Here is a 12,679-nt window from a genome sequence, read left to right as displayed (position 1 = left end):
TTCTATACTATCTTCAGAAGTGATCATAAAGCCTGAAAAGTGCTCATAACCCAGAGGAAAGTGATCATAAACAAAAAATAATGCCCATAAACATCCTCAAAACGCACATACCCATTTACGCCAACCCAAAAAGCCACCTAACCAACAACCGTAACGGTGTTCACTAGGTAGCTTTTGCTGTCACTTCTGAAATTGCTGAAACATTCCACTCAAGCAAGTAACCGTTCGACTCATCACGGCTCCACTTCCCAATGCAGCAGCTATACTGCACGCTTCTAGCACTTCTTGTTCCGTGCAACCGGCGTCAACACACCCCTTTGCGTGGAAGGTCATACAGGTTTTATCATCTGCATAGACACTGAGGGCGAGTGCAATCAGTTGCTTCTGTTTTCCATCGAGAGCTCCATCTGCAAAGCAGCTCTCTGTAAAGGAGTGGAACCCACTGCCGATATCTGGTAAGTGTTCAGTAAACTGACCCATTCCTTCTTTATATCCTTTTAATACGCTGTCAGCTGAATAATCATCCATCTTCAAAAAGCCCTCCTGTTCAATTCAACGGTAGCATATGTATTTTTGCACCAATCATACAGCTAAGACATTAAGATTTGTCTTGGAAGAGAACGAGTTCGGGACGGATGTCATCACCGATTTCTAATGTGATGAACGAATAGAACGGTAACTTTCGCTTATCAGTAGGCGAACCAGGGTTCATGAGAAGTACACCTTTGAAATACTTAATTACTGGGATGTGTGAGTGACCAAACACGATGGCATCTACTTGTTCTTCAGCAAATTCTTCAATAGCACGTTGTTCAGTCGTTTTTTTCTCCCCATGACCGTGAACTAACCCAATCCGTAGTCCACCGATGTCGATTAGTTGCCTAGCTGGAACAAGGGCACGCATTTCCTTACCATCAACATTTCCATAGACACCTTTTACTTCTGCAAAAGTAGAGAGTGTTTCAAACACATCGGGAGAGCGCCAATCTCCTGTATGGACTATTAAATCTGAGTCGGTGCATGCATCGAGTAAACGCTTAGGCAAGTTCCTGCTCCTACCCGGTATATGTGTGTCGCCAGTGATGATTACTTTCACATGAATCCAACCTTTCCGTTATTTAAGCCGGTGAGGCGGCTTGTTACTATGGCTTTTATTCGCAACTTCTGTAAACAGACTTTTGTCGGGAGAAGGATTATTAGGTGAACTAGTCATGCCCCTAGAGCTGGAAAGTAAGTTGCGAAGGGATTCGATTTCTAGACGCAGTACGTGCATATCTTGTTTCGTTGCAGGTTTTGCGCTTTCCATCAGCTCGCAACCTACTTGTCCATTTGGCTCCAGAGTCGCCCATTTCACATCACTAACTTGTGAGACACCCTGTTCCCGGAGTTTCATTTCCAATTGGTCAACTGTGAATCGTAGCTTGTGTAAGGTTTTCTCTTGAATCATACCGTCTTTGATAATCAGTTTCGCTCGCCCTGTAATAAGACGTTCCATTTTGTCCACTTTTACTTGAGTGTACTCCATAACAATAAGTGTTAATACGAGTACTAGACCCACTGCGAATGTCGACCAGATGTTATGGCCGACAATGGGTTGGACAATTAAGGAACCCAATCCAATAACGATGACGGTTTGTGCAAGTGTCATTTGAGATATCGATTTTCTTCCGGCTAGTCTCAATAGAAATGTTCCGACCAGTACTACAATCATTGCTTTCCACAATAAATGCCAATCCATCACGTCACCTCGCTTTTAGACTAGTATGGGGAAAACATACTGAAAGTATGCTTGTTTCTTACCCTCCCGTAAGTCTTTCACGGTGTACGGCTGTGTAATTCTTTACTTCCTAGTAACGTACCCTTAAAAGTAAGGTGAGAAAAGTGCACTTGCCATCAATGAAACCTTTTAGTCATACTATCGTAATAGAAGGTGTACAACAAAATTTCATATAAAAAACGCTCTCCTGATAGGAAGAGCGATCTGGTATTCAATCGAGCACTTTTTCAAGAAACTGAGATAGCTTTTCTTCGTACTCACCTGTGATATTGTCAAACGCTTTCGTATGTCCTGCATCTGGAACAATCCATAACTCGTTTTCACCACTGGCTGCCTCGTACAATTCAGTCGCCATTTCGGTAGGAACTAAGTCATCTGCATCACCATGAATCAGAAGTAAAGGTACTTTATTCTTCCTTACTTGGTCCACCGCGGATGCTTCTTGAAGCGTATATCCTGCACGGATCTTAGCGACGACACTCGTAACTTCAAGCAATGGGAATGCTGGTAATCCATAAATGGACTTCAGCTGATGCGCCAGTTCTTTTTTCACCGTACTATATGAACTGTCTGCAACAATTCCTTTCACTTGCTTGGGCAATTGTTCACCACTTGTCATTAAAACAGTCGCAGCGCCCATGGAATTCCCTTGCAAAATGATTTGCTCAGCGTCATGCTGTTGAATGAGGTACTTAATCCAGTCTTTGTAATCGAGGCGTTCGTGCCAACCATAGCCGATATAATCGCCTTCACTATCTCCATGACCTCGGGCGTCAGGAAGCAGGACGTCAAATCCTTGGTCGTAGTAGAACTTTGCGTATTTTCCCATGTCTTCTCCAGTATTGCGGAAGCCGTGGGCAAGAATGACTGCTTTGTGTGCATTGTTTTTATCGTTTTTGATAAATTGAGCTTTCAGCTTTAAGTTATCGTAGGATTGCATGGTAATGGTGTTTTTTGGCTGCTCAGCATACCAGATTTTAGCTTCTTTCAGCAACGCTTGGTCCGCCTCACTGGCGATATCATTAACGGCTTCAGATTCACTATGAAGTTCTACTTCAGTACCGCGCTTAATTCCTTGGTCATAAAAGTAATTGCCAGCAAAAACGAGCGCTACAAGCAGTATGACAACGAGTGTACTGAGTGTAATTACAATTTTTCTTTTCAAAAAATTCCACCCCCTAAAAATCAGTGTACCATCTTTTGGATCCGAGGGGAGTGACAAGTTCAAAGGAGGACGATTCATGAATTTAAAACCATTGCTCACTATTTGGAGCAGGCCGACTGCAACCTTGCAGTATTTGAAGAATGAGACATCCATTGGCTATGCCATTCTTATATTCGCCATTGCGGCACTTGCGTCAGGAGGATATCAAGCGGGGACCTCAGGATTATTCAGTGCTTTACCGATGGGGGCACTCATTCCGCTATTCATTTTACTAACATTTGTGGGTGCACTCATATCATGGGTGATTGGTGCAGCACTTTATCAGTGGATTGGAAAAGGGTTGTTCGGCGGAACCGGTACATTCTCTGAAATGCTTCGCGTAGCGCCGGGTGCGACCCTACCATCTATCTGGCTAGCCCCTGTCAACTACTTAGTTATCTTAGGATATGGAAAGTTAGCATTCGAAGCGCCCCCTGTGGAAACGTTTGCGATTACGAACTTACCAATCGGTGTGTACTTGGTCTCTATGTTCCTGACGTTTGCATTAGGGATTTATAGCATAGTCATCTCATGTAAAGGAATCGGCATCGTCCATGGATTCTCAGCATGGCGTGGTCTTGGAGTCCTTCTCGTCGTGTTTGTAATTGGGTTTATCGCAGCTATAGTGATCTCACTAACGATCGGAATCATATTTATTTCGATATTTTCTCTATAACCTTAATAAAACCGGAGTCCCTGTGATGGGATTCCGGTTTTATTAGTTATTTAAAATAAGGATTAATAAACTTTATCACCATTGAAAATGGAGTTCTTGACGATTGCATAATCCACTGTACGGATTGCATCCAACTTCTTACCACCTGCATAAGAAATCGATGACTGCAAATCTTGTTCCATCTCAGTCAACGTATCTTGAAGGGGACCTTTGTACTCAACGAACATTTTCTTACCTTCAACGTTTTTCTTCTCGCCCTTTTGGAACTCTGAAGCGGAACCGAAGTATTCTTTATACTGTTCGCCATCACGTTCCACTGTTTGACCAGGTGATTCTTCGTGACCGGCAAATAATGAACCAATCATGACCATGCTAGCGCCAAAACGGACAGATTTGGCGATGTCGCCGTGTGTACGGATTCCACCATCTGCGATAATTGGCTTCGATGCCGCTTTTGCACACCAGCGAAGTGCAGCGAGCTGCCAGCCGCCTGTACCGAATCCGGTTTTAATCTTAGTGATACAAACCTTACCAGGACCAATTCCGACCTTCGTTGCGTCAGCGCCAGCGTTCTCAAGTTCGCGAACAGCTTCAGGCGTTCCCACGTTACCAGCGATAACGAAACTCTCAGGCAAATGGTTCTTAATATGTTGAATCATACGGATCACGGCATTTGAATGGCCGTGTGCGATATCGATTGTAATATAATCTGGAACGAGTCCATCTTGAGCAAGCTGTTCCACAAACCCATACTCGTCTTCTTTAACTCCGACACTAATCGAAGCAATCAGTCCGCGGCTATGCATATCCCGGATGAATGTTGGGCGTGATGCAGGGTCAAAGCGGTGCATAATATAGAAGTAACCGCCTTCAGCGAGTTGAATAGCAATCTTTTCGTCAATGATTGTTTGCATATTGGCAGGGACAACAGGTAAGCGGAACGTATGCTTTCCTAGTTTGACAGAAGTATCACATTCGGATCGGCTGTCAACGATACATTTTGCGGGAATTAGTTGAATATCTTCATAATCGAATACTACATCCATTATTGAACACTCCTAAAAGCGAATAATTTGTTTGGGACGTGATGCAATTGTTCGTCCTTATGTAATGTACAAGATTCGAAAGGAATTGTCAAACAATGATTAGGATTTTTTTGGAGTTTCCTAAATTGAGATTGGTAGGTGGCTGTGGCATGATAAAGTATAGAGGTAGTATTGCATTGGAAGCGCTATCAGAAAGAGAGAGGAAGGACACCCATGGTCTATCTATTAAAGCGCAGTAAATTATTTATTTTTCTTATCTTCATCCTCATGCTAGTTGGTATTTATACGTTTTTAACGCTCCCAAAACGTGAAATTCCTGAAACCCCTGTCGATCTTGTGATGGTATCTTCCATTTTACCAGGTGCAGAACCGGCGGAAGTAGAAAGGACAATAACGAATCCACTAGAGCGGGCGGTTAAAAAAGTAGACGGTATCGACACGATGAATTCCGTTTCTGCGAATTCTGCATCTATCATTACATTGTCGTTGAAAGACGGAATTGACTCGGATCAGACAATCAGTAAGTTGCAACAAGAAGTGCAGTCCACTGCTAGTGAGTTGCCAGAGAGCGCGCAAACACCTGAAGTGAAAAAACTCGACCTAGCATTTCCACTCGTTTCGTACATGTTTACGGGAGACGAAGAAGCGCTTGCGGGCTTAGAGACCTCGTTTGGAACCCTTTCAGATGATCTTCAGTCTATAGAAGGAGTTGCTGGAACAACCGTCAAAGGGTTTAAGGAAAAGCAACTGATGATTACACTGGACCCTGAAAAATTGGCGGAAAATCGACTGCAACCGTTTGATGTACTTAATGTGTTGCAACAAGCGAATCAGCCACTCTCACTCGGAACGCACGATGACGGAAAAGAACGTGTTGTTTTGACAGTAAAACAAGATGAGGGAATTGAAAAACTAAAGCAACTACAAATCGGTGATGCTGCTGTGCCGTTGGCTAAAGTAGCGGATATTGGAGAAGTAGCTAAAGAAGCAAAGGACATTGTCACTTTCGAAGGACAATCTGCAATCTCTTACACAGTTTTCCTTCAGCCGGGTCAAGACATCCCTTCAATGGATAAAACCATCGCAAAAAAGATGGATCGTTATATTGAAGATCTCCCTAAAGAAGTAACGGCTCACACGTATGAATCTCAAGCCAATAATGTGAACTCAATATTCAATAGTTTGTATGTTTCACTACTCATTGCTGTCATTGCAGTATTAGTTGTGACAACAGCTGGACTGACATTGTACGGTTCGTTTGCAGTCGCATTGACCGTTCTTGCATCTGTGCTTGTCGGCCTCATTCCAATTCCTTTTATGGGTGTCGACTTGAACCAAATATCTGTCATCGGGCTCATAATCGCAATCGGGATTCTCGTAGATGATAGTATCGTCGTTAATGACAACATTCAGCGACGATATAAACTAGGGGATTCACCTCTGGATGGGGCTGTAAATGGTGTTAAAGAAGTCTATACATCTATTATCTCTTCCAGTTTAGCAATTGTTGTGACGTTCTCACCGTTACTATTATTATCTGGAGGAAATGGCGCATTCATCAAAGCACTCCCCAGTATCTTAATCACAACAATTATTGCATCCACTGTATTATCGGTTACGCTCGTTCCAATGCTTCAATTCATCAAAACGAAAAGACACAATAAAAAAATCTCAGATACTCCGGGATTCTTAGGTAAACCTTTGGAGAAAATCGCAGTATTTTACTCTGAAAAAGTCTTGCGTACCGTATTGAAGCGACCGTTACTTGTAGGTATTGGTGGGTTAGTTATCGCGACAGGACTGCTATTCTTAGCAATGCTAACACCGTTCGAATTTTTCCCAGCTGCTGACAAAGAAGAAGTGACAATGGACGTCCGACTAGCAGCGGGTACGACAATTGACGAAACCAATAACGAAATCCAAAAGATCATTGACGAAGTTTCAAATGAAGATGAAAACGTAAAAGAAACGGCAATTTTCACAGGTAGCGGGTTACCTAATCTGTTTGCTTCCTCCATGGATAACACGGGTGAAAACACAGGGCAAGCCGTGTTCCGTATCAAAAAAGACAACACGAGCGCTTCTGAATTCATCGACAAGTGGGAACCAGAATTACGGAAACGTTACAGCGATGCGGAAATCTTCCTCGATACAATTGTCCAAGGACCGCCTGTCGGAGCACCTGTAACCGTTACAATTAAAGGCGATGATATCGATCAACTCGCTCAACTGCGCAATGACTTGAAAGATCGTTTGCTTGAAAAAGGCGCCGACATTGTAACGGATAACTTAGGAGAACCGGTTCCAGCTGTCCAATATGTTCCGAATCGACAAGCACTTGAGGAGAATGGAATTTCCTTAAGTTTAGTAACGAACCAATTACAGTTGTTGACGCAAGGCGTCCCTTTGTTCAAGTTGTATGAAGGGGATATTTCAAAGCAAGTCGTGTTAAAGGAAAAAGGAGTGAATGAGGGGGAACCTGTAGATCTCTCAGATAGCGCCGTGCCTTCCATGACGACTCAAGGTCCACCAAAACTCATCCCATTGGATGAATTGCTCACTTCAGAAAAAACATCGTTACTAGCGCAAGTTCCTCATGAAAAAGGGGAGCGCGCAATTACGTTAAAAGCGTATGGCGATGCTGATGGGTTTAAAGATGACATGTTAGATGCTGCCGAGGCAGAAAAGAAAGGCTTACCTGAAGGTTATACAATTTCAACGGGGGGAGAAAATTCAGACCAGCAAGCATTCTTTGCTGAAATCGGAATTCTATTCCTAGTAGTCTTGCTACTTGTATACTTGGTCATTGCGTTCCAATTTAAGTCGTTCAGTTTACCGTTCCTCGTGCTATTCGCGGTGTATCTCGGTATTTCTGGAGCGATTCTAGGATTGTTCATCACACAGACGCCTCTCAGCTTCCTTGGTGTCATGGGGATTGTCTCGTTGACGGGTATTGTTGTGCGAAACGCGGTTGTGTTAATCGACTTCGTGGAAGCACGTCGACTCTTGGGCAATATGGATGTCATTGAAGCAATTGTCGAGTCAGGCTACGCGCGTATCAAACCAATCATTTTGACATCACTAACGTCAATTGTTGCTTTGATTCCAGTAGCTGTATCGGGTGATCCACTATTTGAAGCACTTGCAATTACAATCATTGCCGGTCTTGCTTTCTCGAGTTTGTTTACATTAGTGATGATTCCATCATTGTATCTTGTGTACTACAAACTTATTGGACGTAAAGCAGAAGTTGTATAATAAAAGGAAAAACCACAGCGATTCGGCTGTGGTTTTTTCATGTGCATTAGTTATATTTAACATTGGGGCGTTTGTCGCTGTGCAACGAGTTTTTAATGAATTCATCACTAAGCGGCAAGTGTTCTTTAAGGAGTTCTGGAGGTGTTTGTGACATCCACTGGTTTAGGGACACATCTGCAAAGTGATCGCTGCGGAACATTTCCAAGAAACGCAGAGGTGTGTCACCCGTATTCTGGATATAGTGCCCCATTGCAAACGGAACGTATCCTACATCGCCTGCTTGATAATCATACGTACGGGCCTTGCCACCAGAGGCGAAAACAGTCATGCGACCCTGTCCTTCAAGATAGTATTGCCATTCTGCTTCGTTCGGGTGCCAGTGTAGTTCCCGGATACCCCCGGGTTCTACTTCTACTAAAGCAGCAGCAATTGTTTTAGATGCTTTAAAGTTACTAGAATCTGCAATCCAAGCTTTACCGCCGTTCGTTTCAACTGGTTCGACATCCATCAACTTAAAGCTAAATGGACATTCCACAAATTCATTTGTGTCTGGGGGCAAGTCTTCAGCAATCGGACCAGGAACAGCACCTTGATACATATAGACTTCACCACTTGGAATGCTATCAAATTCCTCCTCTGATACTCCGAAGTTTGCTGCAAGCACGTCTTTTGGAGTGTGTGCAAACCAGTCCGTAATTGAAAATGTACTGTTCTCAGAGAAACTGCCATCGTCAAATGCGAGGATGAATTCAGCACCTTCACTCAGTCCTTTTATGGAATGAGGAACACCAGAAGGGAAGTACCATAAGTCTCCGGCTTCGACATCATCAACGAATTCGCGTCCGTCTGGGGAAATCGCTGTAATTCGCGCCTTCCCTTTAATCATATAAGACCATTCAGCTTCTTTGTGCCAATGTAGCTCACGGACACCACCAGGTTCAAGGTGCATATTAACACCTGCAATTGTTTCAGCAGCTGGCATTTCGCGTATCGTAACCTCACGGGACCAGCCCCCATGTTCGACACGCATATGTGAGTGAGCAAAAGGGAATTTCAAGTTAGGCATCGTACCGTTGTCTGTGTCAGGAGGCACTATAATATCCGGGTTTTGACGGTCAATTTCAGGATTATTGGCTCCCCAAATGTGACCACCTCTATCATTTTTAATAGGTTGAGGGTTTGTTTGTGTCTCGTTATCAGTTTCAGTGTTCATCGTAAAATCTCCCTTCGAGTTTTTGATATAGTTGAAATGCATTCATATCGATCAATTCCCGATGGCCAGTCCGCCCGCACGAGGATCGGCACCTGCTTCAATGCGGTCCGGCCAAATGCGAATTGCCTGGGCATGGCCCATCAGGTCGCTGAAGTTTTCAATCATGGTGACATTTACGTGACCGAGGTCTTTCAGTTTTTCAGCGATTTGCTTATCATAACGTCCTTCCAGACGTAAGCCCCGTACGTTTTCACCCCATGTCCGACCCAGCAACCATCTTGGAGCATCGATTGCTTCTTGCACGGAGTATCCTTGGTTCAATAAACGCATAATGATTAAAGCTTGCGTCTGTGGCTCACCGTCACCACCCATGGCCCCCACGATAAGTTCAGGTTTATCCTCATGGAAGACCATGGAGCAGGTGAGCGTGTGTGCGGGTCGTTTGTTAGGCTCTAATTTGTTACGAGCCTTTGAGTCGAGTGAGAAATAACTTCCTCGGTTTTGTAGCATCATTCCAGTTCCTTCGGCGACAACGCCAGAACCCCATTCCCAATACAGACTTTGAATGACACCGACAGCATTGCCTTCATCATCCACTGCACAACTAAAGGTTGTATCTCCTTTATTGGCATATCCGTTTTCAGGAGGTCCAAGAGCTGGATCATGCATTTTTTGCACTCGTTCCTTGAAATATTCTTTGCTCAGGAGTACATCGGTCGGAACTTTATTAAAATCAGGATCATCGAGGAATTCATCACGATCCATGAAAGAGAACGCTGTTGCACGGGTAAATGCGTCGATGAACTGTTCCTCATGACCTTTCATGCTTGTAATATCTAGATGATCCATCATTCCAAGAATTTGAAGTGTCACCATACCTGCGGAGTTAGGTGGGGGGGCAATTACTGTCCGATCGCCATATTGGACTTCAATTGGCTCTTCCCAAGTTGCCTGATGGCGTGCAAAATCATCTTTTTTCAGTAGGCCACCATGCTGTTGTAGGAATTCAGTTACCTTATCTGCAATCTCACCTCTGTAAAAAGCATCCATGCCGTGCTCAGCAATTAGCTCAAGTGTTTTCCCTAAGTCGGGGTTTTTCATCGTATCGCCTTTCATGTAGGGGGCAACGCCTTGTTTGAGAAAGACTTTTGCGGTGGATGGGTAGGTGCGTAGTAAAGTTAGTGCAACTTCTGAGAATTTTGCAAGAGATCGCCCGACGGGGAAGCCTTCATTTGCATATTCAATTGCGGGCTCCAGACATTCTTTCATTGTCAGCTTTCCAAATCGTTCGTGAGCTTCAATCCATCCACTCACGGCTCCGGGTACTGTCGTGACGGCTTTAGGCCCGCGGATATCCATGCCTTCCTCTTTGTCGAACTTGTCGAGAGTTACGTCTTCACCTGAATGCCCTGTAGCATTCAGCGAATATCTTTTACCTGTTTTTGCATCATAGATGAGCCAAAACGAATCTCCTCCTGCACCCGTCATGTGGGGGAATACAACACCTAGCACAGAGTTTGCGGTTACCATGGCGTCGATAGCATTTCCGCCTTTGTTGAGGATTCGATTAGCTGCCATTGAGGCGAGTTTGTTAGGGGTGGCGACAGCATTTTTCTTTGCCATGAAAGAGCTGCCGTACCGAGGGTCAATGTCTTCGCCGATTCTACTAGATTCGTAATTCATTGTTTCACCTTCCTCTTTCAGATTAGCTTGTTAATCGCTTCTGCTATTGTGAATACCCAGTAAGTTTCCAATAAAACTTGTATTCTGAGTTTTCTTGTTGGTTTTATGAATTTTTAATGTGGTCCCATTTAATGGTATTCTCCAGAATGAGAGCAATCAGAATGCCCATTAAAAGCCCATTGCCGATAATTGGTTGGATAAATCCCGGTAAGGATGAGAAATACGAATCCGGCATCACCATAATGACAACGGCAACGAACACCGGGATTGCGGAGCGATAGACATTACGGGTGTTGAGCCGAATTTCCTCAAAGAAACTGAAAGACGAGTTAAGCAGTTGCAAATAAGCAACAAACAGGACCGTGCTCCCAATGCTAAGAGGTATGTTCGAGAAAAAGTGTGAGACTGGAGGAATGATACCCATCAAAAGAAACAGTACACTGCCGATGATGAATGGAAGCCGTCTGACGATCCCGGACTGTTCGAGAAAACCAATTGAAGACACGAAAGGTGCGTAGGGGACAAGACCGAATAGCCCACTCACTGCTGTAAGTCCACCCGAAATGGTCAAACTACGATTATATTGTTTTTTGCTCGTTTCCTCGTCATACAAATCTTTTGACTCCGTACCTTTTAAAGCACCGAATGTATTTGCAAGATTCATAAGACCAGTGATAACGGCCATCGCAATGATCCCGATATTCCAAGCAGGTTTTCCTAAATGGAATAACTCAAATTTAAATGAAGCATCCGATTTCACCGTATGCTCTGGACCAAATATGAGTGCATAAACAGCCCAGCCTACGACTATACCGCCAAGCAACGTGTATTTACTCACTTTTTTCGGAGCTTTGATGTTAATGACAATCATAGCGGCAGCAATCACGAACGTGAGCGCTGCAACAGAAAGTTGGATTTTTGCATCGTCTGGTGGATTCCCCATTGGAATGCCTAGCATCCCTTCGAGGAAGATTTTAATAAGTTGGAATCCGAACAGTAGCATGAAGACGCCCATAACTGCTGGGTTAAACAGCTTAGCAAGTGCGGGGCCCCATCCGAACAGACCGATGGCGACAGTCATCACAGCAGAAATCAGGACTCCGACAGTAAGACTCCCCCCTAATTCACTCATAGAAACTCCTTGTGAGCTTGCGAGACTCACAGTGGAGAGAATCATCCCCCACCAAAGACCTGACTGGCCTTCTAGGATTGCTCGTTTGTGACCGAAAAACGCCTGCAGTAAACAGGCAATTCCCGTCACTATGAAAGACAGTTGGAGCGTAGAAATAATACTGTCTTGATGGAGATTGAACGCTTTCCCGACGGTTATCGGGATAATGACAATGTTGGCGAAAATGAAGAAAAACCATTCCAGACCGGCTATCCAGTCGGATGGACTCTTCAACTCAGCCGCTTCCTTCCTAATATCCATAATGTGAACCCTCCCATTTTTCAGAGTTGTGTATGTTATTCGAATTTCCCTTATGAAATGGGTTTAAACTAGTAGGTACTGTTTTACCGAGTAATAGGAAGTTGGTGAATGGAGCACAAAAAAAGAGTACTTCTCGAATGAAGTACTCTCAGACTGTAGACAAACTCCAGTAATCACGGGGTTTGCCTACAGTTTTTTTCTTTTACAATAGTATTAACTAGAAAAAGTTGATTTCCGCTGCGAGCGGACGCTTTCCGAGGGGCTTGCTCTCAGCCGCTTCCCTCGCTTTGCTCAGTCCAGGGTCTTCAAGCTTCGCTGATCCCTCAGGAGTCGCCGCTCTCCGCTACAATCAACAGAATTTCCCAACTATTAAATGAGGTGATGGAAATG

The 12,679-nt window shown here is 44.1% G+C and carries 10 protein-coding genes; 2 read left to right on the top strand and 8 right to left on the bottom strand.

The window, feature by feature from the left end; all coding sequences use genetic code 11:
• Positions 1 to 180: 180 nt before the first annotated feature.
• From RL70_RS13935 to RL70_RS13920, 4 genes are all read right to left on the bottom strand, one after another.
• Complete coding sequence (locus RL70_RS13935) at positions 181 to 528, bottom strand: carboxymuconolactone decarboxylase family protein (RefSeq protein WP_039044013.1); 348 nt, start codon at positions 526 to 528, stop codon at positions 181 to 183.
• 70 nt (positions 529 to 598) lie between these two features.
• The gene (locus RL70_RS13930; protein ID WP_039044012.1) at positions 599 to 1,096 is read right to left on the bottom strand and encodes a metallophosphoesterase family protein; all 498 of its coding nucleotides are present in this window, start codon (positions 1,094 to 1,096) and stop codon (positions 599 to 601) included.
• A gap of 18 nt (positions 1,097 to 1,114) precedes the next feature.
• Entirely contained in the window at positions 1,115 to 1,738 is a 624-nt protein-coding gene (locus RL70_RS13925) for a DUF421 domain-containing protein (protein ID WP_039044011.1), read from the bottom strand.
• Positions 1,739 to 1,988: 250 nt separating this feature from the next.
• Positions 1,989 to 2,942, bottom strand: a complete 954-nt coding sequence (locus RL70_RS13920; RefSeq protein WP_039044010.1) for an alpha/beta hydrolase — start codon at positions 2,940 to 2,942, stop codon at positions 1,989 to 1,991.
• Between the two features lie 76 nt (positions 2,943 to 3,018).
• Here RL70_RS13920 and RL70_RS13915 point away from each other — a divergent pair, with 76 nt between their 5' ends.
• Complete coding sequence (locus tag RL70_RS13915) at positions 3,019 to 3,657, top strand: YIP1 family protein (protein ID WP_039044009.1); 639 nt, start codon at positions 3,019 to 3,021, stop codon at positions 3,655 to 3,657.
• A gap of 62 nt (positions 3,658 to 3,719) precedes the next feature.
• On the opposite strand, the gene guaC is transcribed toward RL70_RS13915, so the two are convergent.
• A complete protein-coding gene (gene guaC / locus RL70_RS13910; RefSeq protein WP_039044008.1) occupies positions 3,720 to 4,703 on the bottom strand; it encodes a GMP reductase in 984 nt (327 codons plus the stop codon).
• Between the two features lie 213 nt (positions 4,704 to 4,916).
• Here guaC and RL70_RS13905 point away from each other — a divergent pair, with 213 nt between their 5' ends.
• Complete coding sequence (locus RL70_RS13905) at positions 4,917 to 7,961, top strand: efflux RND transporter permease subunit (RefSeq protein WP_039044007.1); 3,045 nt, start codon at positions 4,917 to 4,919, stop codon at positions 7,959 to 7,961.
• A 46-nt stretch (positions 7,962 to 8,007) separates the two neighbouring features.
• On the opposite strand, the gene RL70_RS13900 is transcribed toward RL70_RS13905, so the two are convergent.
• The 3 genes from RL70_RS13900 to RL70_RS13890 form a co-directional block, all read right to left on the bottom strand.
• A complete protein-coding gene (locus RL70_RS13900; protein WP_039044006.1) occupies positions 8,008 to 9,174 on the bottom strand; it encodes an oxalate decarboxylase family bicupin in 1,167 nt (388 codons plus the stop codon).
• 51 nt (positions 9,175 to 9,225) lie between these two features.
• Complete coding sequence (gene ggt / locus RL70_RS13895) at positions 9,226 to 10,857, bottom strand: gamma-glutamyltransferase (RefSeq protein WP_052245985.1); 1,632 nt, start codon at positions 10,855 to 10,857, stop codon at positions 9,226 to 9,228.
• A 103-nt stretch (positions 10,858 to 10,960) separates the two neighbouring features.
• Positions 10,961 to 12,289 carry a uracil/xanthine transporter gene (locus RL70_RS13890; RefSeq protein ID WP_052245984.1) on the bottom strand — a complete coding sequence of 443 codons (1,329 nt, stop codon included), beginning with the start codon at positions 12,287 to 12,289 and terminating at the stop codon, positions 10,961 to 10,963.
• Positions 12,290 to 12,679: the final 390 nt, after the last annotated feature.

It is taken from the genome of Sporosarcina sp. ZBG7A, from assembly GCF_000813425.1.
Lineage (GTDB): Bacteria > Bacillota > Bacilli > Bacillales_A > Planococcaceae > Sporosarcina.
The sequence above is the reverse complement of the archived record's forward strand: the minus strand, read 5'-3'. Positions and strand labels throughout refer to the sequence as shown.